Source organism: Rudaea sp. (assembly GCF_057139185.1).
On record NZ_DBNHDN010000045.1, the window covers coordinates 138,186 to 163,677 of the forward strand.

A 25,492-nucleotide genomic window follows, 5' to 3' on the forward strand; every position below is an offset into this window, starting at 1 on the left:
GCCCCGCCGCTGCGCACCGGTGTATCGCTGCCCTGCTTTCCTGCGCGCCGCTGCTGCTAAAATCGGCGCTCATTCCGCAGCATTCGCAATGACGCCATCCTTCGTCCACTTGCACGTCCACAGCGATTTTTCGCTGGTCGATTCGACGATCCGCCTGCCGGACAAGCCCGAGTACGGCGACCCGGCCAAGGCCGGCAGCCGGCCGAACCTGATCAGCCGCGCGGTGGAATCGAACCAGCCGGCACTCGCGCTGACCGACCAGTGCAACCTGTTTGCCCTGGTCAAGTTCTATCGCGCCGCCGAGGCAAACGGAATCAAGCCGATCGCAGGCGCGGACGTCTACCTGCCCAATCCGAACGATGCGCAGCGTCCGTTCCGCCTCACCCTGCTCTGCCTCGACCGCGCCGGCTACCTCAATCTCGCGCGGCTCGTGTCGCGCTGCTACCTCGAAGGCCGCCGCGGCGACTTCGTGATCGCCCAGCCGGAATGGTTCGAGGATTGCAGCGCAGGATTGATCGCGCTCGCCGGGCGGCAGAGCGACATCGGCCACCTGCTGCTGGCCGAAAAGCACGACGCCGCGCGCAGCGCGATGCGCGACTGGTTGCGCTGGTTCGACGATCGCTGGTATTTCGAGCTGACCCGCACCGGCCACGCCGACGAGCCCGCGTTTGTCACGGCGGCGGTGCGACTCGGCGCCGAACTCGGCCTGCCCTGCGTGGCGAGCAACGACGTGCGTTTTCTCAATCGCGAGGACTTCGAATCGCACGAGGCCCGCGTCTGCATCCGCCAGGGCCGCCTGCTCAGCGATGCGAAGCGGTCGCGCGACTACACCGTCGAGCAGTACCTGAAGACAGCCGAACAGATGGCCGAGCTGTTCGCCGACCTGCCTGGAGCGCTTGCGAACAGCGTCGAGATCGCCAAGCGCTGCAACCTCGAGTTGACGTTCGGCAAGTACTACCTGCCTGACTTCCCGGTGCCTGCCGGGGAAACCATCGACAGCCATATCCGCGGCCAGTCGCACGCTGGCCTGCGGGAACGCCTCGAAAAGCACGGCGTCGCCGAGGGCTTCACGCACGAGGACTACCTCAAGCGTCTCGACCGCGAACTCGACGTGATCGTGAAGATGGGTTTCCCCGGCTACTTCCTCATCGTCGCCGACTTCATCAACTGGGCGAAGTCGCACGATATTCCGGTGGGCCCGGGGCGCGGTTCCGGCGCCGGCTCGGCGGTGGCCTGGAGCCTGGGCATCACCGACCTCGACCCACTGCGCTACGGCTTGCTGTTCGAGCGCTTCCTCAACCCCGAACGCATCTCCATGCCCGACTTCGACGTCGACTTCTGCATGGACGGACGCGATGCCGTGATCGACTACGTCGCGCGCAAGTACGGCCGCGACAAGGTCAGCCAGATCATCACCTACGGCACGATGGCGGCGAAGGCCGTGCTGCGCGACGCCGGCCGCGTGCTCGGCATGGGTTACGGCCAGGTCGACAAGATCGCCAAGCTGATCCCGATGATCCCGACCGACCCGATCACGCTCGAGGACGCGCTCGGCCGCAGCAAGAAGTCGCGCGAAAAGCCCGACCGCATCGTCGCCGACTTCCGCGACCTCTACGAAACCGACGACGACGCGCGCGAGCTGATCGACCTCGCGCTGAGCCTCGAAGACCTGACGCGTAACGCGGGCAAGCATGCCGGCGGCGTCGTCATCGCGCCCAGTGCGCTGACCGACTTCGCCCCGCTCTACTCCGAAGGCGGCGGCGACGGCGTCGTCACCCAGTTCGACAAGGACGACGTCGAGGCGGTCGGCCTGGTCAAGTTCGACTTCCTCGGGCTGCGCACGCTGACGATCATCGACTGGGCGGTGAAGGCGATCAACGCGCGGCGCAAGGTCAAGGGCGAGCCGCTGCTGGACATGGCCAAATTGCCGCTCGACGACGCGCTCGTCTACACCCTGTTCAAGCGCGCACAGACCGTCGCCGTGTTCCAGTTCGAATCGCGCGGCATGCAGGGCATGCTCAAGGAAGCCAAGCCCGACCGCTTCGAAGACCTGATGGCGCTGACCTCGCTGTTCCGTCCCGGCCCGATGGAGCAGATTCCGAGCTTCTGCAAGCGCAAGCACGGCGACGAGCCCATCGCCTATCCCGACGCGCGCGTCGAGCCTGTCCTCGCCGAGACCTACGGCATCATGGTCTACCAGGAACAGGTCATGCAGATGGCGCAGATCGTCGGCGGCTACTCGCTCGGCGGCGCCGACATCCTGCGCCGCGCGATGGGCAAGAAGAATCCGGCCGAGATGGCCAAGCAGCGCGAGATCTTCCGCGACGGCGCGGCGCGGAACGGCGTCGCCGGCGACAAAGCCGATGCGATCTTCGACCTCATGGAGAAGTTCGCCGGCTACGGCTTCAACAAGTCGCACGCGGCGGCCTACGCGCTGGTTTCCTACCAGACCGCGTGGCTCAAGGTGCACTACCCGGCCGAGTTCATGGCTGCCGTGTTGTCTTCCGACATGGACAACACCGACAAGGTGGTCAACTTCCTCGACGAGGCGCGCGCGATGGGCGTCATGGTGAGACCGCCCGACGTCAATGCCTCGGTCTATATGTTCCGCGCCGAAGACGACGGCGGCATCCGCTATGGATTGGGTGCGATCAAGGGCGCGGGCCGCGCCGCCTGCGAAAGCATCGCCGGTGAACGCGAGCGTGGCGGCGCGTACATCGACCTCGCCGACTTCTGCCGCCGCGTCGATCCGACCCGACTCAACAAGCGCGTGCTCGAGGCACTCGTGCTGTCGGGCGCGCTCGATACGCTTGCGCCGAACCGCGCCTCGCTGATGGTGCAGCTCCCCGAGGCGATGAAGGCCGCCGAGCAGCAGGCGCGCGACGCCGAGGTTGGCCAGGTCGACATCTTCGGCGCGACCACCGCCGCGCCGATCGAACTGAAACTGCCGATCGTCGACGACTGGCCGTTGCAGCAGAAACTGATCGGCGAGCGCGAAACGCTCGGCCACTACCTGTCGGGCCATCCAACCGAGGCCTGGCGCGAACTGCTTGTGCAGCTCGCCGATGCGCCGCTCGGCGACGTGGCCAAGCACCATAAACCACCGTCACCCGACCAGCGTCGCGGCCGTTTCAACGACCAGCCGTTCACGGTCGCCGGCCAGGTCGTGTCGATGCGCAACCGCGGCGACGCGATGGCCTTCGTCCAGCTCGAAGACTGGTCCGGCCGCATCGAAGTCAGCCTGTTCCGTGAAGTCTTCGTCGAGTATCGCGCCCTGTTGACGCGCGACGCGTTCCTCGTCGTCGAAGGCGGCCTGTCGATCGACGAATTCAACGGCGGCTTCCAGTTGCGCGCACGGCGCGTGTCGACGCTCGACGAAGCGCTCGCACGCCAGGCGCGCTTATTGCGCATAAAACTCAACGGCGTCGACGCGGGTTTCCCCACGCGTTTGCTGCAAGCGATCGCGGGACACCAGGGCGGCAAGACGCCGCTGCGCCTGAGCTACGCCAACCAACTCGGTCGCGGCGAACTCGAACTCGGCAACGCCTTCCGCGTGCGCGCCAGCGCCGACTTGAAGCGCAGCCTCGATGCGCTACCTGGCGTGCTCGGCACGGAACTGCTGCTGGCCAAACCCGCCGCCGGTTCCGAATAGCCCGGGTCCGGGCGCAAGTCCCGCACGTCGCCCTTGCGCTATAATCCGCCGCCTTGCGCGTCGAAGCGCCCTGCATTGCAGTACATGAACCCCAACTTCCTCGATTTCGAACAACCCATCGCCGAACTGGACGCGAAGATCGCCGAACTGCGCGCCGCGAGCCACGGCCAGGCGTTCAACATCGACGACGAAGTCGGCAAGCTGCGGGACAAGCTCAAGCGCAAGACCGCGGACATTTTCCGCAACCTGACTTCGTGGCAGGTGGCCCAGCTTGCGCGCCATCCGGCGCGGCCGTACACGCTGGATTACGTGCAGACGATCTGCGAGGAATTCGTCGAACTCGCCGGCGATCGCGCCTACGCCGACGACGCGGCCATCGTCGGCGGCCTCGCCCGCATCGATGGGCGCAGCGTGGTCGTCATCGGTCACCAGAAAGGCCGCGACACCAAGACCAAGATCAAGCGCAACTTCGGCATGCCGCGCCCGGAAGGCTACCGCAAGGCACTGCGCCTGATGCAGCTCGCCGAGCGCTTCCAGCTGCCGATCCTGACTTTCATCGACACGCCCGGCGCGTATCCGGGCGTCGGCGCCGAGGAACGCGGCCAGAGCGAGGCGATCGCGCGCAACCTGCTCGAAATGTCGGAACTGAAAGTGCCGATCCTGTGCACCGTGATCGGCGAAGGTGGCTCCGGCGGCGCGCTCGCGATCGGCGTCGGCGACGTTACCAACATGCTGCAGTATTCGACCTACTCGGTGATCTCGCCCGAAGGCTGCGCGTCGATCCTGTGGAAGAGCGCGGACAAGGCGCGCGACGCCGCCGAGGCACTCGGCCTCACCGCGCCGCGCCTGCTGGAACTCGGCCTGATCGACAAGGTGCTGCGCGAACCCCTCGGCGGCGCGCATCGTGACCCGCGCAACATGGCGATACGGTTGAAGGCGGTGCTGCTCGGGCAGCTCGACGAGCTGGAAAAAATCGACTCGGCTGCCTTGCTCGATCGGCGCTACAAGCGACTGCGGAAGTACGGCGCGCTACGCGCGGCGTAACGAAGACGGCTACTGGTCCTGCTCAGGCTGCTTGCAGCGCACGCACTCGTGGCTGAGCATGTTGCATCGCCAGCCACAAATCGTAGTTCGCCTGCAAGTTGACCCAGAAGCGGGCGCTGCTAATCCCGGCCTTCTCGAGACGCAACGCCAAATCCGGACTGATACCCGCCTTGCCGTTCAACACGCGCGAAAGAGCCACCCGCGACATCGACAAACGCTCGGCGGCATCGGTCACGGAAAGGTTCAGCGGTGCGAAAACCGTTTCCTTCAGGATTTCGCCAGGATGGGGATGGGTGTGAATCATGATCGTGCCTCAATTTCGGTGCTATAGGCGTCTGTGCAAATACAACATGCTGCGGGCAGCAAGCTCTCTACTCGTCATTCCGGCGAAAGCCGGAATCCAGCGCCTTTGCTTTCAAAGAAGATCGCAGTACAAATCGCGCCAATAGGGATTCGATTTTTCGATCAACGCCAGTTTCCATTCGCGCTTCCATTCCTTGATAGCTTTTTCACGCAAGATGGCTGACTCCATAGTGGGATGCTGCTCGAACCAGACAAGCATGTGTGCGCCATATTTCTTCGTGAATGAATCCACCGCATCGGACTTGTGCTCATGGACTCGTTTGACGAGATCCGATGTCACACCGACATAGAGCGTTCCATTACGAGCGCTTGCCATGATGTAAACGACTGGTTCTTTCATGGCAAGAGCCAAGGCGCTGGATTCCGGCTTTCGCCGGAATGACGAGCAGGGCTTAAGCCGCGCGCGGCTGTCGCATCAGCAATGCCGTCAGCGTGGCGAGGCGATCGCGCATCTCGCGCCGATCGACGATCAGGTCTATCGCACCGTGTTCGACGAGGAATTCCGAACGCTGGAACCCTTCGGGCAAGGTCTCGCGCACCGTCTGCTCGATCACGCGCGGGCCGGCGAAACCGATCAGCGCCTTGGGTTCACCGATGTTGATGTCGCCGAGCATGCCGAGGCTGGCGGAGACGCCGCCGGTGGTCGGGTCGGTCAGCACCGAGATGAACGGCACGCCCGCGCGGCGCAAGCGCGCGATCGCGGCCGAGGTCTTGGCCATCTGCATCAGCGAGAACAGGCCTTCCTGCATGCGCGCGCCACCGGTCGCGGAGAAGCAGACGAACGGCGCGCGCCGTTCGAGCGCGCGCTCCGCAGCGAGGGTGAACTTCTCGCCGACGACCGAGCCCATCGAGCCGCCCATGTAGGCGAACTCGAACGCGACCGCGATCAACGGCTGCGCCTTGAGCCTGCCCTGCATCGCGATCAGCGCGTCCTTCTCGCCGGTGTTCTTCTGCGCGACGGCGATGCGCGCCTTGTAAGTTTTCGAGTCCTTGAACTTGAGCGCGTCGACCGGTTCGAGCGCGGCGAACAACTCCTCGGTGGAGCCTTCGTCGAACAGCGCGGCGAGCCGCTTGCGCGCGGCGATCGGATGATGATGACCGCACTTCGGACAGACCTGCAGATTGCGCTCGAGCTCGGGGCCGTAGAGCACGGCACCGCAGCCCTCGCATTTTTCCCACAGGCCTTCGGGCACCTTGCCCTTGTTGGTGCCGCCTTCGGTACGGATGCGCGAAGGCATCAATTTCTGTAGCCAGCTCATGTCGTAGTCATTCTCGCGATCGAATAGTCCGGTATCGGGCATCGCGCTGGCGATGCGCTCCGCCGCCGATTCCGCCGGCGGCGGCGTGGATGGAACCGGATCGGGCGATGCCGGAGCCGGCCATTCTACCGGCTGTACCGGCCTTGGCACATCCTGGTTGTCCGGCTCACGCGGCATTTTTCGCCGAACCCGCGTCCAGAGCCTTGCGGATCGGCGCAAGAAATGCACGCGCGGCGTCCGTGACCGCACTCGCGCCCGCGGAGTTCGCCAGTTGCTCGACCAGCGCGCTGCCGATGACGACCGCATCGGCGAATCCGGCGATCGCGGCCGCCGAGGCCGCATCGCGCACGCCGAAGCCGACCGCGACCGGAAGCGCAGGCGCCAGCGTCTTGATCGCCGCCACGCGCGCGCGCACGGGCGCGAGATCGAGCCGGTTCGCGCCGGTCACGCCGGCAAACGAGACATAGTATAAAAATCCACTCGCCTCGCGGATCAGCGCGGCGAGGCGCGCGTCGTGCGTGGTCGGCGCGGCGAGAAAGATGCGATGCAGGCCCGCGTCGGCCAACGGCTTGATCGTCGCCGATTCCTCGAGCGGGCAATCCACCAGCAGTACGCCATCCACGCCGGCGGCGACCGCCTCGTCAGCAAATTCCGCGTAGCCATGGATTTCGATCGGGTTGAGATAGCCCATCAGCACGACGGGCGTGTTCGCATCGCGGCGGCGGAATTCGCCGACCCAGCCGAGAATCCGCGCCAAACCCACGCCTTTGGCCAGCGCACGCTCGCTGGCGTGCTGGATCACGGGGCCGTCGGCCATCGGATCGGAAAAAGGCACGCCAAGTTCGATCACGTCGGCACCTGCCTCGACCAGCGCGTGCATCAGCGCCACGACATGCTCGGGCGATGGATCGCCCGCCGTGATGAACGGGATCAGGCCGGTGCGGCCGGCGGCCTTGAGTTCGGCAAAACGTCGATCGATGCGGTTCATAGTGCGATCCCTTCGCGCGCCGCGATCGTATGCACGTCCTTGTCGCCACGCCCGGACAGGTTGACCAGAACCAGTTCGTCCTTCGGCAGATCACGCGCGAGCTTGATGCCCTGCGCCACCGCATGACTGGATTCGAGCGCGGCGAGAATGCCTTCGCTACGCGCCAGTTCGTGGAACGCGGCCAGCGCTTCGTCGTCGGTGATGCCGACGTAGCTGGCCCGGCCCGTGTCCTTGAGCCAGGCATGCTCGGGGCCGACGCCGGGATAATCCAGACCGGCCGAGATCGAGTGGGTCTCGGTGATCTGGCCGTCGTCGTCGCAGATGACGTAGGTGCGGTTGCCATGCAGCACGCCGGGGCGGCCCGCGGCGAGCGAGGCGGCATGGCGGCCGGTTTCGATGCCGTCGCCGGCGGCCTCGGCACCAACGATGGCAACGTCGCGATCGTTGAGGAACGCGTGGAACAGGCCGATCGCATTCGAGCCGCCGCCGACGCAGGCGGTTATGACATCGGGCAGGCGGCCGTATTGCGCGAGCATCTGCGCGCGCGCCTCGCGGCCGACGATGGCGTTGAAGTCGCGCACCATCATCGGATACGGATGCGGGCCGGCGACCGTGCCGATGATGTAGAACGTGTCGGCGACGTTGGTCACCCAGTCGCGCATCGCCTCATTGAGCGCATCCTTGAGCGTCTTCGATCCCGACGTCACCGGCACGACTTCGGCGCCGAGCAGCTTCATGCGGTAGACGTTGATCTTCTGCCGCTCGATGTCGACCGCGCCCATGTAGACGACGCATTCGAGGCCGAGCCGCGTTGCGACCGTGGCGCTGGCGACGCCGTGCTGCCCGGCGCCGGTTTCGGCGATGATGCGGCGCTTGCCCATGCGCTTGGCGACGAGCGCCTGGCCTACGGTGTTGTTGATCTTGTGCGCGCCGGTGTGATTCAGGTCTTCGCGCTTGAACAGGATCTGCGCGCCGCCGATTTTCTTCGACAGGCGCTCGGCGTGGTAGATCGGGCTGGGACGGCCGACGTAGTGGGTGAGATCGCGGTCGAGTTCGGCGATGAACTCGGGGTCCTGGCGCAGGCGCAGATACGCCTCGCGCAGTTCTGCCAGTGGTTCCATCAAGGTTTCGGCGACGTAGAGGCCGCCGTACTCGCCGAAGCGGCCGTGCTCGTCAGGGTACTGCGAAAAATCGATGGATGCCGCGGCGGACGCGGCGCTGTCGAAAGGTTTTGCCAGCATGAGATTCTCCGGATCGGTTTGCGCCGCGATCGCAACATCGTGCGAGCCCGGCTTCAATTCGTGATCGGGCCGCGATGGCCCCGCGCGCGACGGCGCGCCGTGCGGCCTCGCTTACCGGACCGCAGCCGCAGGCACGCGGCGCCAACGGCGCAGCGAGCGACCGGACGGCGGCAATGGACGGGGCGAAATGCTCATGGTACGGACATAGCGTACACAATCCTGCGCGGTTGCGCTGCATCGGCCGATCAAAGATAGCGGCGTATCGTCTCGCGCAGCTTCGCGACCTGTTCCTGCGTCAATGCGCCAAGCATGCCGCGACGCCCGGGCGGGATATGCGCAGCGGGATCGTCCTCGCCGAAGACGTAATGATCGAGCAACGTCTTCCACGCGCGCTTCTCGGCCGCAGGCAGCGACCTGAACGCCAGGATGTCGTGCATGAGACAGCCGAGCGCCGTGGGCGGTGCATAACCGTCGCTGCGCACGAATTTCCACCAGTAGTTGACCAGCGCGTTGATCGGGTCGAGCGAGGTGACGTGATGCCACCACATCGGCGGAATGTAGATCGCGTCGCCCGGCGCGAGTTCGGCGACCTGCGCCGCGGCGAGCGCCGTCTTCAGGCGCGGCCACCGCGGATCGTCCGGGCGGTCGAGCCTCGCCAGGCTGATTGCCGCGCCGGTCGGCGCGAATTCGAGCGGCCCGATGTAGAGGTTGCCGACCTGCTCGGGTGCGAACAGGGTAAAGCGCCGCCGCCCGCGCAACACGCAGGCGATATTGTGATACTCGTCGAAATGCGCCGGCGTGGTGACGCGGTTGCCGATCCAGATGCGCGGCTCCACGCCGGCATCGAGAAACGGCAGCGTGTGTCCGGCGAGAAAACCCGGCAGGCATTTCGCGATCGGCGCGCTCTGGATCGCGATGCCGGGCACGCGTTCGTGTCCGGCCAGATCGAGCAGCCGTTGCAGGCCCTTGCTGACCGGAACGCGGTGATGTTCGTAGTTGAAGCCGTCGAAGTCCGCGTTGTAGCCGATCACGCCGTCCTCTTCAGGCTGCATCACCACCGCATCGACCGGCACGCCGCTGTCGAACGCGGCAAGGCGGGCGGCGAAACCGGCATCGGCAAGGCATTCGCACACGAGCGGCCAGTCGCCCACCAGGCCGCGGATTACGAGCGGCCGCTCGCGACCGATCAGGTCTTCGCGCGCGAACGCGTTCGCGCCTTCGAATTCCTCGATCGCTTCGGTCATGCACGTTCGCTTATGCCGCGTCCGCCGCGCGCACGGCGTCGACGAAGGCGCGCAACCTGGCCGCATCCTTGATCCCCGGCGCCGATTCGATGCCGCTGGATACGTCGACCGAATGCGGACGGACTGCGCGGATTGCCACGCCGACGTTGTCCGCATTCAAGCCGCCCGCGAGCACGACGGGCTTGACGAAAACCTGCGTTGCGGCCGACCAGTCGAAACTCTTGCCGCTGCCACCCTGCTCGCCCACCGCATGACCGTCGAGCACGAAACCTGCCGCCGCAGGATGCGTACGCACCATTGCGGCCGGATCGACGCCCCCGCCCATCGCGATCGCTTTCAGGTACGGCACGCGATAACGCACGCATTCCTCCGCCGTCTCGCCGCCGTGGAATTGCAACAGGTCCGGCTGCACCGCAGCGACCGCCTCGGCGATGAAGCCCGGCTGGTCGTCCATGAACAGCGCGACGAAATCGACGAAGGGCGGCAACAACATGCGGATCTCAACCGCACGTTCGATGCCGGCGAAGCGCTTGCTCTGCTCGGTCAGCACGACGCCGATCGCGTCGACGCCAAGCGCGATCGCGGCATGCACGTCTTCGATTCGCGTCATCCCGCAGAACTTGATGCGTGTGCGCAGATTCCGATATCCCGGCTTCATCGTGCCTCCTCCGCCGGCCAGCCCAATTCGGCTGGCAAACCATATTGTGAAAGATAGTACGGTCGCACGAAGGTGAGCCCCTGGGCAACGGCGGTCGGCCCGGCCGCGGCGCGGTCACGGCCTGCCAGCAGCCGTGCAATCCAGTCGGGGGCTTGCTCGCCGCGCCCGACCGGCAGCAGGCTGCCGACGACATTGCGCACCATGTGATGCAGGAACGCGTTGGCCTGGATTTCGACGACCACGCGGTCGCCTTCGCGCGCTACCGAAATTTCGTGCACGCAACGCATCGGTGTGCGTGCCTGGCAGGCGGCCGTACGGAAGGCGCTGAAATCGTGTTCGCCGACGAGAGCCTGCGCGGCGGCGTGCATCGCCGCGGCATCGAGCGGCGCGCGCTCCCAGGCGACGTATCGCGCTTCAAGCGCGGCGCGCACCGGGCGGTTGAGGATAGTGTAGCGATAGCGGCGCGCGAGCGCGGAAAAGCGCGCATGGAAATCGTCGGCGACGACCTGCGCCCAGAGTACCGCGACGCTGCTCGGCAGATTCGAACTCGCGCCCAAGGTCCAGCCGCGCATGCTGCGCGCTGCGTCGGCATCGAAATGCACGACCTGGCAGCGCGCGTGCACGCCGGCATCGGTGCGCCCGGCACAGAGGATTTCGACCGGCTGGTCGGCAACCCGGGACAGCGCCGCTTCGACCGCCGCCTGCACGCTGGGCCCGTGGCTCAGCCGTTGCCAACCGTGAAAGTCGGTGCCGTCGTATTCGATGCCGAGTGCGATGCGCAAAAGACTTCTGCCGAAAACAAGAAAGCGCGCCGATTGTATCAGCGCGCCCTTCTGTCGACGCCGCCGCTCGCCGGCGGCCGTGTGCAACGCTCAACTCAATTCGGCAAGCAGCTTGCGTGCCTCTTCCTTCTGTGCCGCGCTGCCTTCGCTGAGCACCTCGTCGAGCATCGAGCGCGCGCCTTCCGGATCGCCCATGTCGAGGTAGGCGCGGGCAAGATCCAGGCGTGTGCCTATCGTATCCTCGTCGAGGAAGCCCTGGCGGCTGCCGGCATTTTCCTCCTCGGCCAGTTGTTCGGACTCGAGGTCGAGGTGCTTGTCGAGCTCGCGTTTGAACTCCATGTGGCGCAACTCGTCGGTCTTCTCGCCCGGGTGCCCGTGCGGCTCGAACGCAAGCGGCTCATCGAGATCGTCCATCGCCTTGATCCGGGTATCGTGGGCGTCAATTTCCGCGGCTGCGGCGATTTCGCCGCTCGAACCCGGTTCCTCGTCGAAGAAAAAATTGTCGGGATCATGACCGCCATGCCCGACGTACGCGGCGGCGGCGAACAGCGGACTGCCCGGCAGCAGTTGTCGGCCCAATTCGGCGACCTCCTGCCATTCGGCCGAATCTTCCGGGTATTTCTCGTGCAGCTCATGCGCGAGCGCAACGAAGCGGTCGCTGTCGCCGTCGTCGAAATGATGGCGCAACTGCTCCATTTCGTCGTCTTCGCCGGCGTGCGGCTCGGCGTAGGCGGCATCCGCATCCGGCGCACCGTCATGGTGGTGCTCGATCTCGGATTCCGGCTCCAGTTGCGCGTGCGGATCTTCCGCGACCGCTTCGGAATCCGCCACGGCCATCGCGGCGATCGCGGGGCGCGGATTGGGTTTCTTCCCGCCGGACGCGCGCTTCAGCAGCCACCCCGCGAGCAGGAGAAGCACCCCACCGGCGCCGCCATAGACCAAATAGGGATTGTCGCCGACGTAGTCGGCATACCATGGCTTCGCCGCCGCAGGCGGCGTTGCCGGTTTGGCGACGGCTGCGGCAGGTTTGGGGGCGGGTGAAGGCGGAGGTGTTGCCGGAGCTGCCGGCTGGTTCGCAGCCACCGCGGACGGCTCCGCAGCCGCAGGGGTCGCGGCAGGCGGGTTCCCGGCGGGAGGCGCAGTTGCCGGCGCCGCCGACACAGATCCGGACGCGGGTGTCGGGGCGGCCGCCGCTGGCGCTGCCGGCGTGGGCGTCGGAGCTGCCGGTGTTGTCGGTGCCGGTGTCGGGGCCGCGGATGCCGTCTGCTTGGCTGCCTGCTCTGCAGCGGCGGTTTCCCCCGGTTTAGTGATGCCCTTGCCGGCCTCGAGTTGCCTGAGCTTGTTCTGCAGTTCGGCGATTTCCGAATCCTTGAGCGAGATCAGGCGCTGGCTCTTGTTGTTGATGTCCTCGAGTTGGGCGACGCGCGACTTCAGTTCGCTGGATTCCTGGTCGCGGCTGGTCAATGCCTCCTTGGTGCGCGAAAGATCGGCACGCAGTGCGGCTGCATCCTTGCTGCCCTCCGCGGAGCCGCCATGGCTGGTGCCGGTCTCGTTGCCGGTGCTCGCGGATGGCGGCACCAGAGCCAGGCGCTCGGCTCCGTGCTTCTGTCCGGCGGCTGCCGCCGCCGGCTTGTCGGTCGCGGGCGCGGCGCCCGTGTTCGCGACCAGCGTCGCGGCGTTGAGTCCTTGCCAGGATTGCTGCTGCGCGCGCACGGCCGCCGCAGCCTCGTTCAGCGAGCCGGCAGCACGCACCTCTGCGGACGTCGGAATGCGCAGCACCGCGCCAGTTTTCAGCGCATTCATGTTGTCGCGATAGAACGCTTCCGGGTTGGCCTTGTACAGGGCCAGCAGCGTGCGATTGAAGTCTTGTGGATTGTCGCCGACCTCGTTCGCGATCTGTGACAGCGTGTCGCCGCGCTGCACCGTGTACTCGCCCTTGGCCGGAGCCGGAGCCGCCGCGGCCGCCGGGGCCGAACGCGACACCGGAGCGGCCTGCGCTACGGGCTTTGGCGTTTCCTCGCGCGGCTGGCTGGCCGGCGCGCGCGGCGTGGCCTCGACCGGTTTCGGCTTTTCCGCGACCTTCGGCGCGGTCGCGAGCACGGCCGGCGCGGTCACAGGCGGGTCGAGCAGCACCGAATATTCGCGCAACAGCTTGCCTTTGCTCCAGCTTGCCTCGATCAGGAAATCGAGGAAGGGTTCGCGCACGACCTCCTTGGTCGTCAGCCGGATCACCTTCTGGCCGCGGCCGTTGCTGGCGACGCTGAATTCGATCGGCACGGTAACGCGCGCCCGGCTCAGGCCTACACGCTGGAAATCCTCGGCCGAAGCCAGGCCCACACGCAGGTCCTCGACTTCCGCCGCCGTATCGGCGACGACCGGGATTTCCGCAAGCAGCGGCTGGTTGAGCCCGGACTTGATCTGGATTGGCCCCAGACCCAGCGCGAACACCTGACTTGTGGCCATCGCCAAGGCAACGGACAGCACGGATTTGATCGGCCCTTTCATGGCATTTCCCCCGAGGAATCGGATTTGATTCAGGCGCAACGCTGGAACACCGGGATAGCCCCGGTCATGCATTTCTTAGAATGCACATCATCTAAGGGGCATAACTATGAAACGCCATTGCGCTTTTCGCAAGGGCTCGGCAACGCGAGCGTGGCCGCGGAATGCCTACCCGATCAAGGATGGCCCGAAAAAGTTGGTTCCGGGCTTTTCCGGATGCTCCCGGTTCCGGGAAAGCCCGGGCTCGACTGTCGCGGATCGAGCACCTGCGTACTCGATCCGCGACAGGTTTTTCCGAGCCGGGAAAACTCAGGGAGAGGTCGAAACTTGCTCAAAGATATGAAGCGATCAGCAACTCGCCGACCTGCACTGCGTTGAGCGCGGCACCCTTGCGGATATTGTCGGAGACGATCCACAGATCCAGCCCGTGCGGGTGGGAGACATCCTCGCGGATGCGGCCGACGAAGGTTTCGTCCTTGCCTGCCGCGTCGCCGACCGGGGTCGGATAGCCGCCCGCCTTGCGCTCGTCGATCACTTTCACGCCGGGCGCGGTTTCGAGCAGCGCACGCGCCTGCTCGGCCGTGACCTTGTCGCGTGTTTCGATGTGCACCGCTTCGGAGTGGCCGTAGAACACCGGCACGCGCACCGCAGTCGGGTTCACGAGGATCGACTTGTCCTCTAGAATCTTCTGTGTCTCCCAGACCATCTTCATTTCTTCCTTGGTGTAGCCGTTGGCCTGGAACTCGTCGATGTGCGGGATCACGTTGAACGCGATCTGCTTGCTGAACTTCGACGGCGGATATTCCTGGAAATTGAGCAGCGCCGCGGTCTGCTTGCCGAGTTCTTCCGCGCCCGAACGCCCCGCGCCCGAAACGGACTGGTAGGTGGCCACGTTGATGCGCGTGATGCCGTACTTGCGGTGGATCGGCGCGAGCGCGACCAGCATCTGCATCGTCGAACAGTTCGGATTGGCGATGATGCCGTGCCGGGTGTAGCCCGCGATCGCATGCGGATTGACTTCGCTGACGACGAGCGGAATGTCGTCCTGATAGCGGAATTCCGAAGTGTTGTCGATGACGACCGCACCCGCTGCGGCGGCACGCGGCGCGTGCACTTTCGACACGCTGCCGCCGGCCGAGAAGAACGCGATGTCGACGCCATGGAAGTCGTATTTCGCGAGGTCTTGCACGGTGATCTGTTTGCCGTTGAACTCGACCTTGCCACCCGCGCTGCGCTCGCTCGCCAGCGGCACGAGTTCGGATATCGGGAATTTGCGCTCGGCGAGTATGCCCAACAACGTTTCACCGACGGCGCCGGTGGCACCGACCATTGCAACCTTGTATTTCTCTTTCTTGCTCATCGTGACGTCAACTCGCGGCTTCGGGGAGTGGATTCTTGTTTGTTGCGCAGCAGCATAGCACGCGAATCCGGGGGCGTAAAACAGCCGTCTGGACGTCTAAATGACATTGAGCGGCCGCCCCGCATTCAGGCCATGGCCGAGCGCCGCAATCAGGTTGTCGACCGCCAGCGACGCCATCGCCCGCCGCGTCGCCAGGCTGGCGCTGCCGATGTGCGGCGTCAGCACGACGTTGTCGAGCGCGAGCATCTCGGCCGGTACCTCGGGTTCGTGCTCGAATACGTCAAGACCCGCGCCGGCGATGCGTTTTTCGCGCAGCGCCGCGACCAGTGCCGCATCGTCGACCACGCCACCGCGCGCGATGTTGATCAGGTAGGCGTCGCGCCTCATCGCCGCCAGCTCCGCCGCGCCGATCATGTGCCGCGTTTCGGCGCTCAGCGGCACGGCAAGCACGATGAAATCCGCCTCGCGCAACAGCGTGTCGCGATCGACGTAGCGCGCCTCGCAGGCCTCCTCGATGTCGGCCGCGACGCGCGAACGATTGTGATAGATCACCGGCATGCGGAAGCCGGCCGCGCGCCGCGCGATCGCCTGACCGATGCGGCCCATGCCGAAAACCCCGAGCGTTTTGCCGTAAATGTCGCCGCCGAGCATGATGTGGAACGACATGCCCTTCCAGTTGCCGGCGCGCAGCCAGCGTTCGGCCTCGGTCACGCGCCGCGCGGCCGCGAGCATCAGCGTCCAGGCGAAGTCCGCGGTGGTTTCGTCGAGCACGCCGGGCGTGTTCGTCGCGATGATGCCGGCCTTCTTCAATGCGGCGATATCGAGATTGTTGTAGCCGACGCCGCGGTTGGCGACCGCGCGCAGCAACGGCGTGTGCGCGATCACACTCGCGTCGACCGGGTCGGCCACACCGAGGATCGCGCCGGTCTTGTCGCGCAGCTTCTGCGCCATCTGTTCGCGCGACCAGTCGTGATCTTCGTTTTCGACTTCGATGTCGAAATGTTCACGCAACCGGCCGAGGATGTCGTCGAACAGCGGGCGCGAAACCCAGACGCGAGGACGCTCCGCTTGCATGCTCACGGGCTAGCTCCTTTCGACCGAACCCGAAATGCGCGGTTCGATCTCGCCCACGTCACCGCACTGCGCGCGATGCCGCAGCGCGTGATCCATCAGCACGAGCGCAACCATCGCCTCGCCGATCGGCGTCGCGCGGATGCCGACGCAGGGGTCGTGGCGGCCGATCGTGCGCACGTCGATGGGCTCGCCCGCGAGGTTCACGCTGCGCCCTGGAATCAGGATGCTCGAGGTCGGCTTGAGTGCCATCGAGGCGACGATCTGCTGGCCCGAGGAAATGCCGCCGAGAATGCCGCCGGCGTGATTGGACAGAAAACCCTGCGGCGTGATCTCGTCGCGATGCCCGCTGCCGCGCTGGGCGACGCAGGCGAAACCGTCGCCGATCTCGACACCCTTGACCGCGTTGATCGACATCAGCGCCGCGGCGAGGTCCTGATCGAGCTTGCCGTAGATCGGCTCGCCCCAGCCCGGTGGCACGCCGTCGGCGACGACGGTGACGCGCGCACCGACCGAGTCGCCCGACTTGCGCAGCGCGTCCATGTACTTTTCCAGTTCGGAAACCATCGCCGCGTCGGGCCAGAAAAACGGATTATCCTCGACCACATTCCAGTCGAACGCCTTCGGCACGATTTCGCCGATCTGCGAGAGGTGACCGCGCACGGTAACGCCGAAGCGCTGCCTGAGCCATTTTTTCGCGATCACACCCGCGGCGACACGCATCGTTGTCTCGCGCGCGCTCGAGCGCCCGCCGCCGCGCGGATCGCGGATGCCGTACTTCTGCCAATACGTGTAGTCCGCATGCGCAGGACGGAACGTCTGCGCGACTTCGGCGTAGTCCTTCGAACGCGCGTCGGTGTTGCGGATCAGCAGCGCGATCGGCGTGCCCGTGGTCTTGCCTTCGAAGACCCCGGAAAGAATCTCGATCTCGTCGGCCTCGCGCCGCTGCGAGGTGTAGCGCGATTTGCCGGTCGCGCGGCGGTCGAGGTCGCGGCGGAATTCTTCTGCAGCGATTTCCAGCCCCGGCGGGCAGCCGTCGACGACGCAGCCGATCGCGGGGCCGTGACTTTCGCCGAAGGTCGTGACGGTAAAAAGTTTTCCGAAAGAATTGCTCGACACACTCGACTCGCTTTTGATTTCCTTCTCCCGACGGAAGAGGAGAAGCTAGCGCTTCTTCAACACCGCCTTGATCGCCTTCGCATGCGCGACGATTTCCTCGCGCGCGATCGCGAACACGCCCATTTGTCCGACCTCGAACTCGATCCAGTTGAGCGGCAGCTTCGGCAGCAGTTCGCTCAATGCGCGCTCCGATTCGCCGACTTCGACGATCAGCATGCCACCCTTCGACAAATGCGCCGGCGCCTCGTCGAGGATGCGCAGGGCGAAATCGAGGCCGTCGTGGCCTGCCTTCAAACCCAGCGCCGGCTCATGGTCGTATTCGGGCGGCAGCGCGGCGAATTCGTCCTCGGTGACGTAGGGCGGGTTGCTGACGATCAGATCGTAGACCTCGCCCTTGAGTCTGGCGAACAGGTCGGACTTGACCGCGCGTACGCGGTCTTCAACGTTCTGAAAGGCAATGTTCTCCTTCGCCAGCGACAGCGCTTTGTCGCTGACGTCGACGAGATCGACGTGCCAGCCCGGATTGTGCGCGGCCATCGCGATGCCGATGCAGCCCGAGCCCGTGCACAGGTCGAGCGCGCGATGTACCTCGACATTGTCCAGCCAGGGCGAGAAGCCGTTCAAGATCATCTCGGCGATCGGCGAGCGCGGCACCAGGGCACGCTCGTCGGACTTGAACTTGAGCCCGGCGAACCAGGCCTCGCCGGTCAGGTAGGCGACCGGCTTGTGTTCCTTGACCCGACGCTCGATCAGCTTGAGCACGGCCTTCTTCTCGGCTGCGGTCAGCCTGGCCGAGCCGTAGGCCGGCGACAGATCGTGCGGCAGATGCAGCGTGTGCAGCACGAGGTGCGTGGCTTCGTCGAGCGCGTTGTCGTAGCTGTGGCCGAAGGTCAGCCCGGCACCGGCGAAACGGCTCGCGCCGTAGCGGATCCAGTCGATGATCGTGGAAAGTTCGGTGGTCATGGCCGAAGTATACCGAATCGGCCCCGCTATAATGCCGGCATGACCTCGCCTGCTCCCGCCACGCGTCCGAATGTCGCCCTGCTGATCGTCCTCGCGGCCGTCGTCGCAGCCTTCGGCCTGTGGCTCGGCAACCGCTACGCGCACCCACCGGCGCAACCGAAACTCGCCGGCGCCCTGCTCTATCCCGCGCCGCGCACGATCCCCGACTTCCAGTTGCAGCAGGCAAATGGCAAGCCGCTGACGCTGGCCGATTGGCGCGGTCACTGGAACTTCGTCTACTTCGGCTACACGACCTGCCCCGACGTCTGCCCGACCACGCTGGCCGAACTCAAGGCGGCTTGGGCGTCCTTGGGCAAGCGCGGCGCGCAGGACAAGCTGCGCGTCGATTTCGTTTCGGTCGATCCCGAGCGCGATACGCCCGACACGCTGGCCAAGTACGTCGGCTTCTTCAGTCCCGACTTCCTCGCGGCGACCGGCACCGACGCCGAACTGAGCAAGCTCACGCGCGCGCTCGGCATCGTCTATTCACGCACGAAGAAGGACGACGGCAGCATCGAAGTCGATCATTCCGGATCCATCGTCATCGTCGATCCGCAGGGCCGCCTCGTCGGCCTGTTCCGTCCGCCATTCGCGGCAAAGGATCTCGCCGACGACATGACCACGCTGGCGAACTTGAAATAACGAAAGCGTTTAACGCAGATCAGAGCGGATAAAGAGCCGATCAAGGCGGATGAAAATACTGTCAAATCTTGATCCGCATTTATCCGCTCTCATCAGATTTTATCCGTGTTAAAGATGCTCTGCTCTCGACCATGACCCTCAGCCTACTCCTGCAATACCTGCTGCCGCACCGCGCACTGTCGCGCGTTATCTACCGGGCGACACGCTGGACGTGGGCGCCGTGGAAGAATTTCCTCATCGACGCCGTGGTGAAGAACTACGCCGTGGACATGGGCGACGCCGCGCAGCCCGACCCGCGCGCCTACGCAAGCTTCAATGCGTTCTTCACGCGTGCGCTCGCGCCGGGCGCGCGCACCGCGCCGGTCGATCCGCGTGCGCTCGCCTGCCCGGCCGACGGCAGGATCAGCCAGGCCGGAGCGATCCAGGGCGGGCGCATCTTCCAGGCCAAGGGCTTCGACTTCAGCGTCGCCGAACTGCTCGGCGACGAACTCGAAGCGCAAAAGTATACTAGTGGACAATTCGCCACCGTGTACCTGTCGCCGCGCGACTATCACCGCGTGCACATGCCGCTGGCCGGCACGCTGCGCGAGACCGTGCACATTCCCGGCCGCCTGTTCAGCGTCGCGCCGTTCACGGTCGAAGGCGTGCCGCGGCTGTTCGCGCGCAACGAGCGCCTGGTCTGCCATTTCGACGGCGAGCACGGGCCGTTCTGCGTCGTCATGGTCGGCGCCATGCTCGTGTCGAGCGTGGAGACGGTGTGGAGCGGCCTCGAGATCCCGCCTTACGCGAACACGATCACGCACAAGGACTGGCGCGAGAAACACATCCGCCTCGAACGTTGCGCCGAAATGGGCCGTTTCAACATGGGTTCGACCGTGATCCTGCTCAACGCGGCGCCGCTCGTCTTCGAGCCGCGGATGACTGCCGGCGCCACGATCAAGGTCGGCCAGGCCATGGCCCGCTTCGCGTGACCGGTCCGGGCAAAAAACAAACGCCCGCAATGCGGGCGTTTTTCGTCGTTTCCGCCGCGCATGGCCTGCGCGGTGCGGCGTCGGCGCGTCAAGGCGTCGGCACGCTGCGCACGCCCTGTGCCTCGAAGTCGTAGGTCGTGCCATTCAGGCGCACGCTGTCGATCTCGCCGTGCCAGGGATAGTCGCGGCCCTTGCCCACGCCAAAGCTGATCATGGTCGCGTTGTAGGGCGGTGACGTCAGCAGCGTCTTCACCTGCGCGAACGTGCAACGCGGACCGTTGATGCCGCAATTTGCCGCCGTCGCCGGGCTGTTGAATGCCGACCCGGTGAGTCCCCAGGCGTTGCTCGTATCGGCAGCGGCGTCAATGTAGCCGCTCCACGCATACGCCGTCGAATTGACCGTGGGTGAATAGTTCAGAGTCGAATAGCCGGAACCGACGACGCCCTTGGTCCACAGTTCAATCTGAATCGACGGCATGTTCGCGGCGCCACTGGCCGCGTCGATGTTTTCCTGCGTCGTCTTGACCACGTAGCCGACCTGACTGACGGTCGCAAGCGCCGTACCGGCAAAGGACACTTGATCGCCGAAATGGACCTTGTCGCTGCCACTGCCGACCGTGATCTCGAGCGAGCCGGTGCCGAGCGGCGCGGTGCCGTCGTTGCGCAGCTGCGCGGTCGCGTTGCCGACCACGTCGCGCGCGATCGTGCCCCAGTTGAGACCCTGACCCGCGCCGTTGGCGACCGCGGGCATTACCGCCGCACGGAAGTAGCCGGTCACGTCGATCGTCAGATCCAGCTGCGCGGCCTCGGCGAGCACTTTGAATTCCTTGCCTTGCGGACACCCGGTCTGGCACAACGGAATGATCGCCGAGGCACCGCTGAAGAATATCTGGCCGGGCTGTGGCGCTCCGGTAACGGCCGGGCTGAACACCGCGATCGACGCGTTGGGGACGGTTCCGTCCGCGGCCCAAACGCGCAAATCGCCCTGGGCGGTCGCATCGAGCACTCCGATCGTCGTCGCGAGCGCGGCGGCGCCGGCGGGAATTCCGCAATCACTCGCCTTGCCGCCCTGCCCGGCGAAGCTGGCGGCAACGCCGTCGAACGCGGTCGTCGAATTTGCCGCGAGCGGACCCGAGCCGCCGTAGGACTGGCGCGTATCGACGATGCGGCACGGTGCGATCGGCACGTAGACCAGATCCTGCGCGGCGTCGCCGAGCGTGTTCGGCGTCAGCGCGGGGGCGACCCGCATGCTGCTGGTCACATCGGACCAGCGGCTGTCGCCGGCAGCGCCGGCCTGGGCGGAAACGAAAAGGCATAGTGCATTGATGCCGGCGGCAAGCGCCGCCGTCCGAATTGCTTTCATCGAAGAACCCTCTTGCGAAATGACCTTGAACCGGCAGCCGTGCCGCTGCCGGCCCGGCCCGGTGGACGGGCTCGGGATCTCGGCGACGGAACACGGTGGACGGGCTTCGCCCTCGTACTGCTCCCTGCCGCATGGGCGAGCGGTGCGGCAATCCTTGCGCTGCACGCGGCAGCAGCGTCCCGGAGTTTGTGTCGGTCGACGCGAAAATGTCAATCGCGCGGTGTGGCGGTGCGGCGAAACAGCTTCTGCACGCCTTCGACGAAAGCGGGCTGCCAAACGTCCCAGTCGTGCCCGCCACCGAACACGCGCCAGTCGGCGGCGACGCCCGGCGTGCGCACGAGCTTGTTGTAGACGACGGCGGTTTCGAAATCGAGGTCGTGGCTTGCGTCTTCCGCTGCACGATTGACATGCTCCTTGTCGCCGACCGCGAGGAACACGCGCACGGGGAAATGCGGATCGAAGCGCGGCAACGCGGCGGCATAACTCAGGCTGCGATAGCGGTCCTCGTCGAAGCGCGCGCTGCCGACGCCGAAGGCGCCGTATTCGCGCGTCGAGGAATCCTTCGGCGGCAGCGGATGGTAGACCGCGGGACTGAGCACGAGTGCCGCAGCGAACAGCTTCGGATGAATGATGACGTAACGCAGCGCGCCCGCGCCGCCCATCGAGTAGCCGCCGACCGCGCGTGCGCTGCGCTCGGCGACGGTGCGGTAGCGCGCATCGATCGCTGCAACCAGATCGCGCGTCAACGCCGTCTCGACCGGTCGGCCGGGATGGTCGGTGCCAGTGTAGGCGGAGTCCACATACCAGTTGCCGCGACCGGACCATGGCGCATCCGGCATGACGACGATGAGCGGCGGAATTTTCCCGGCAGCGATCAGCACATCGAGATCGTTCTTGACGTGTGCCCATGCGGTCATCGAATCGCCGCGTCCATGCAGCAGGTACAGGCTGGGATAGCGCTGCGTCGAGCCGGGGTATCCAGGCGGCAGGTAGATGCGATAGTCGATTCTGCCTTCGAGCGCCGGCGAGTACGCGCCGGCCTCGACGATTTCGCCCTGTGGTGCAGCGGAAGCGTGGCGCGTGGGCGGCGCCGCACAACACGCAAGCAGCAGCGTCGGCAGCATGCATGCGCATCGCATGGCGAACGACGCGTTCATTTTGCTCGGCGCTGGACTAGCGCGTGCAGACGCCGACCTGGAGCACGCGCCCGGGATGCACGTTGCCAACGTCCCTGGGCTTGATGCCGTTGGCGTGGGCCAGCTCGTTGGCGTTGCCGCAGCCGAATTTGCGCGCGATCGAGCTCAGCGTCTCGCCGCGACGCACGACGTAGGTCGGCGCGGCCCTGGAGCGCGCCTTCGCCACCGGCGGTGGAGGCGGCGGTCTGCGCGTCGCACTGACGAGCGCGGTCTGCACCGGCGTGGCCAGCACGGCCTCGTGCAGGTCGCTGGCAACCGAGCCCCACACGCCGCGCATGCAGTTCTTTTCGTACAGCGTGACGAGTTGCAGTGGCACACGCAAGGGCGTCGATGCCGGCAACGGCTCACGCGGATCGACCGAAGCGTTGAGGTTGCGCAGCGTGCGGAACCAGCCATCGTGCGCGTTGCCTTCCGAACCCAGGCACACGGCGAGTTCGGCCAGCGACGCCCTCTTCTGCAGCACCAGCGTGCCGGGGCGTCCATCGATCTTCGGAAACACCAGATTGTATTTTTCCGGATGCAGATATAGCCATGCCGCGGCAAGCACGACCGGCACGTAATCGCGCGTCTCCGGCGGCAGCTGGGCAAAAATTTCCGGGTCCCAGAAACTCGCGTCGGGCGCGTTCTTGGCCAGTCGTTGCATGCGCCCTTCGCCACCGTTGTACGCCGCGATCACCATCTCGAGATTGTTGTTGAGGATCGCGAGCTGCTCGTTGAGGTAGGCAGCGTTGGCACGCGCCGCAAGCTGCGGGTCGTAGCGCTGATCGAAACCGTCGACGAAGCCGAGGCCGAAGCGCTGCCCGGTGGCCGGCATGAACTGCAGCAGGCCCGCCGCGCCCGAGCGCGAATAGGCATGCACCCGCCCGCCCGACTCCTTGGCCATGATGCCGAACAGGATCGCCTCGGGCAGCTTGGCCTTCTCGTACTCCGGCCACATCAGGTAGCGCATGTACTGGTAGTTTTCGTAGGTGTCCATCAGGAACGGGCGCAGCGTGGTCAACCACTCTTCGAGCGCAACCTTGACCGGGCCGTTGAGCGTCATCACCTCGGACAACTCGCGGCCCTTGAGCAGCGTCACCGTACGGCTCACTTCGGGCACAGCCGCGGCGACCGCGGAGATCTCGCCCGCATTCGTCGTCGCCTCCGGTGTCGTCGCCTCCTCGCCCGCAGGCGCCGCAGCCACCGCCTGTCCGGACATGCGCGCAAATGCCACATCGAACTTCGCCGTGTCGCAGCCGTGCGTCTTCGCGCAGAGCGCGGCCGCGTCCTGCGCGTCGTTCCACGCCCACTGGTACGACGCCGTCGCCGCAGCCTCGTCGGCCCTGAACGTGGCCAGGTCGCGCGCGGCGAAGTAACGCTTCTCGTCGTCGGCGAGGCGCGTGTACAGCGCAGCGACCGCTGGGCTCGGCTTTTCCTGCCCGTTCTTCGCCGACTGCTTCTGCGCCGGATTGCCGGCACACCCGGCAAGCGCGATCGTCACCACAACCGCGACACTCAAACGAAAATTCAACATTCCGATCACCCGACGAAGAAACGCGCACACGTTACACAGCGCGCAGCGATGCGACAACCCTTGATTCACGACCACGCTCATCCATTCAGCCGCGGTTCGCGGGATCGAACGCATGTCGCGGCGAAATTGCTTTGTCGCGGCACACCGGGTCATGCGAATATTCACGCGGAGTTTTCGACGGACACGGGGTAGCAATGGCCAACGACATCCTGCTCGGCAAGAGCCAACTGGCGGGCAGCAAATCGCCGGACGTGTTTCTGCACGCGAAGTACGGCAACCGCCACGGCATGATCGCGGGTGCGACCGGCACCGGCAAATCGGTGTCGCTGATGGTCATGGCCGAGGGTTTTTCCAAGCTCGGCGTACCGGTGTTCCTCGCCGACGTCAAAGGCGATCTCGCCGGGTTGTCACAGGCCGCCGTAGTCAACGACAAACTCCAGTCGCGCCTCGACAGGCTCGGCATCACGAATTTCACCCCGAGCGCGAATCCGGTGATTTTCTGGGACATCTACGGCAAACTCGGCCATCCGGTGCGCGCGACCGTGTCCGAGATGGGCCCGACCCTGTTCGCGCGCCTGCTCGAACTCAACGACGTGCAGTCCGGCGTGCTCGAAGTCGTGTTCAAGGCCGCCGATGACCACGGCTGGCTGCTGCTCGACCTCAAGGACTTGCGCGCGCTGCTCAACTTCGCCGCGGACAAGGCCAACGCCAGGGAACTGTCCGCGCAGTACGGCCTGATCAGCCCGACCTCGATCGCGGCGATCCAGCGCTCGCTGCTGCAGCTCGAGAATGCCGGCGGCGATGCGTTCTTCGGCGAACCCGCGCTCGACCTCGCCGATTTCATGCGTCAGGACATGTCCGGGCGCGGCGTAGTCAACATCCTCGCCGCGGATCAACTGATCCTCAAGCCGATGCTGTACTCGACCTTCCTGCTCTGGCTGTTGTCCGAGCTGTTCGAGAAGCTGCCCGAAGTCGGCGACCTCGACGTACCCAAGCTCGTGTTCTTCTTCGACGAGGCGCACTTGCTGTTCGACGACTGCCCCCCTGCGCTGCAGAAGCGCGTGGAGCAAGTCGTGCGCCTGATCCGCTCCAAGGGCGTCGGCGTGTACTTTTGCTCGCAGAACCCCGACGATGCGCCCGACGTCGTGCTCGGCCAGCTCGGCAACCGCGTGCAGCATGCACTGCGCGCATTCACGCCGCGCGACCAGAAGGCGGTCAAGTCGGCGGCCGAGACGATGCGGCCGAACGCCGGCCTCGACATCGGCGCCGCGATCACCGAGCTCGGCGTCGGCGAGGCGCTCGTGAGCTTTCTCGACGCGAAGGGCCGCCCGTGCCCGACCGAGCGCGCGTTCGTGCTGCTGCCCGGCAGCCAGATCGGGCCGATCAGCACCGAGCAGCGCCAGGCGCTGATCGCGAATTCGCTCGTCGCCGGCGTGTACGAGACGGCGGTCGATCGCGAATCGGCGTTCGAGCTGCTCAAGGCGCGCGCCGCTGCCGGCGCCGGAGCCGCGCCCGCCGGCGC

The 25,492-nt window shown here is 65.8% G+C and carries 21 protein-coding genes; 5 read left to right on the forward strand and 16 right to left on the reverse strand.

What is annotated here, in order from left to right; genetic code table 11:
• Positions 1-88 precede the first annotated feature (88 nt).
• On the forward strand, positions 89-3,652 hold the full coding sequence (dnaE, locus tag AC16HO_RS16285) for a DNA polymerase III subunit alpha (RefSeq protein ID WP_395642281.1): 3,564 nt from the start codon (positions 89-91) through the stop codon (positions 3,650-3,652).
• An 84-nt stretch (positions 3,653-3,736) separates the two neighbouring features.
• Positions 3,737-4,696: an acetyl-CoA carboxylase carboxyltransferase subunit alpha gene (locus AC16HO_RS16290; RefSeq protein ID WP_395642282.1), complete on the forward strand. Its 960-nt coding sequence runs from the start codon at positions 3,737-3,739 to the stop codon at positions 4,694-4,696.
• 22 nt (positions 4,697-4,718) lie between these two features.
• Here AC16HO_RS16290 and AC16HO_RS16295 read toward each other — a convergent pair whose 3' ends face one another.
• The 13 genes from AC16HO_RS16295 to prmB form a co-directional block, all read right to left on the reverse strand.
• A complete protein-coding gene (locus AC16HO_RS16295; protein ID WP_395642283.1) occupies positions 4,719-5,000 on the reverse strand; it encodes a HigA family addiction module antitoxin in 282 nt (93 codons plus the stop codon).
• Between the two features lie 111 nt (positions 5,001-5,111).
• Positions 5,112-5,399, reverse strand: a complete 288-nt coding sequence (locus AC16HO_RS16300; protein WP_395642284.1) for a GIY-YIG nuclease family protein — start codon at positions 5,397-5,399, stop codon at positions 5,112-5,114.
• A gap of 52 nt (positions 5,400-5,451) precedes the next feature.
• Positions 5,452-6,318 (reverse strand): acetyl-CoA carboxylase, carboxyltransferase subunit beta, encoded by an 867-nt coding sequence (gene accD, locus AC16HO_RS16305; RefSeq protein WP_395642630.1) that lies wholly within the window; start codon positions 6,316-6,318, stop codon positions 5,452-5,454.
• A gap of 166 nt (positions 6,319-6,484) precedes the next feature.
• The gene (trpA, locus tag AC16HO_RS16310) at positions 6,485-7,306 is read right to left on the reverse strand and encodes a tryptophan synthase subunit alpha (RefSeq protein ID WP_395642285.1); all 822 of its coding nucleotides are present in this window, start codon (positions 7,304-7,306) and stop codon (positions 6,485-6,487) included.
• Positions 7,303-8,547 (reverse strand): tryptophan synthase subunit beta, encoded by a 1,245-nt coding sequence (trpB, locus tag AC16HO_RS16315; protein WP_395642286.1) that lies wholly within the window; start codon positions 8,545-8,547, stop codon positions 7,303-7,305. Before trpB ends, trpA begins: the two co-directional genes overlap by 4 nt.
• 245 nt (positions 8,548-8,792) lie before the next feature.
• Complete coding sequence (locus tag AC16HO_RS16320; RefSeq protein WP_395642287.1) at positions 8,793-9,791, reverse strand: cupin-like domain-containing protein; 999 nt, start codon at positions 9,789-9,791, stop codon at positions 8,793-8,795.
• A 10-nt stretch (positions 9,792-9,801) separates the two neighbouring features.
• Positions 9,802-10,449 (reverse strand): phosphoribosylanthranilate isomerase, encoded by a 648-nt coding sequence (locus AC16HO_RS16325; RefSeq protein WP_395642288.1) that lies wholly within the window; start codon positions 10,447-10,449, stop codon positions 9,802-9,804.
• Positions 10,446-11,231 carry a tRNA pseudouridine(38-40) synthase TruA gene (truA, locus tag AC16HO_RS16330; RefSeq protein ID WP_395642289.1) on the reverse strand — a complete coding sequence of 262 codons (786 nt, stop codon included), beginning with the start codon at positions 11,229-11,231 and terminating at the stop codon, positions 10,446-10,448. Before truA ends, AC16HO_RS16325 begins: the two co-directional genes overlap by 4 nt.
• A gap of 90 nt (positions 11,232-11,321) precedes the next feature.
• Positions 11,322-13,736: a motility hub landmark protein FimV gene (locus AC16HO_RS16335; RefSeq protein ID WP_395642290.1), complete on the reverse strand. Its 2,415-nt coding sequence runs from the start codon at positions 13,734-13,736 to the stop codon at positions 11,322-11,324.
• 328 nt (positions 13,737-14,064) lie between these two features.
• On the reverse strand, positions 14,065-15,093 hold the full coding sequence (locus tag AC16HO_RS16340) for an aspartate-semialdehyde dehydrogenase (protein WP_395642291.1): 1,029 nt from the start codon (positions 15,091-15,093) through the stop codon (positions 14,065-14,067).
• 96 nt (positions 15,094-15,189) lie between these two features.
• Positions 15,190-16,167, reverse strand: a complete 978-nt coding sequence (locus AC16HO_RS16345; RefSeq protein WP_395642631.1) for a 2-hydroxyacid dehydrogenase — start codon at positions 16,165-16,167, stop codon at positions 15,190-15,192.
• A 9-nt stretch (positions 16,168-16,176) separates the two neighbouring features.
• Positions 16,177-17,283 carry a chorismate synthase gene (aroC, locus tag AC16HO_RS16350; protein ID WP_395642292.1) on the reverse strand — a complete coding sequence of 369 codons (1,107 nt, stop codon included), beginning with the start codon at positions 17,281-17,283 and terminating at the stop codon, positions 16,177-16,179.
• Positions 17,284-17,328: 45 nt separating this feature from the next.
• Positions 17,329-18,246 carry a 50S ribosomal protein L3 N(5)-glutamine methyltransferase gene (gene prmB / locus AC16HO_RS16355; protein ID WP_395642293.1) on the reverse strand — a complete coding sequence of 306 codons (918 nt, stop codon included), beginning with the start codon at positions 18,244-18,246 and terminating at the stop codon, positions 17,329-17,331.
• A gap of 39 nt (positions 18,247-18,285) precedes the next feature.
• Here prmB and AC16HO_RS16360 point away from each other — a divergent pair, with 39 nt between their 5' ends.
• Together AC16HO_RS16360 and asd are read left to right on the forward strand one after the other, a co-directional pair.
• Entirely contained in the window at positions 18,286-18,927 is a 642-nt protein-coding gene (locus AC16HO_RS16360) for an SCO family protein (protein ID WP_395642294.1), read from the forward strand.
• Positions 18,928-19,058: 131 nt separating this feature from the next.
• A complete protein-coding gene (asd, locus tag AC16HO_RS16365; protein ID WP_395642295.1) occupies positions 19,059-19,898 on the forward strand; it encodes an archaetidylserine decarboxylase in 840 nt (279 codons plus the stop codon).
• An 88-nt stretch (positions 19,899-19,986) separates the two neighbouring features.
• On the opposite strand, the gene AC16HO_RS16370 is transcribed toward asd, so the two are convergent.
• The 3 genes from AC16HO_RS16370 to AC16HO_RS16380 form a co-directional block, all read right to left on the reverse strand.
• The gene (locus AC16HO_RS16370) at positions 19,987-21,261 is read right to left on the reverse strand and encodes a hypothetical protein (RefSeq protein ID WP_395642296.1); all 1,275 of its coding nucleotides are present in this window, start codon (positions 21,259-21,261) and stop codon (positions 19,987-19,989) included.
• 209 nt (positions 21,262-21,470) lie between these two features.
• Positions 21,471-22,385 (reverse strand): alpha/beta hydrolase, encoded by a 915-nt coding sequence (locus AC16HO_RS16375; protein WP_395642297.1) that lies wholly within the window; start codon positions 22,383-22,385, stop codon positions 21,471-21,473.
• Positions 22,386-22,434: 49 nt separating this feature from the next.
• Positions 22,435-23,970 carry a transglycosylase SLT domain-containing protein gene (locus AC16HO_RS16380; RefSeq protein WP_395642298.1) on the reverse strand — a complete coding sequence of 512 codons (1,536 nt, stop codon included), beginning with the start codon at positions 23,968-23,970 and terminating at the stop codon, positions 22,435-22,437.
• 194 nt (positions 23,971-24,164) lie between these two features.
• Between AC16HO_RS16380 and AC16HO_RS16385 the strand changes: the two genes are divergently transcribed.
• A partial coding sequence (locus AC16HO_RS16385; protein ID WP_484335588.1) for a helicase HerA-like domain-containing protein occupies positions 24,165-25,492 on the forward strand: 1,328 nt, incomplete at its 3' end.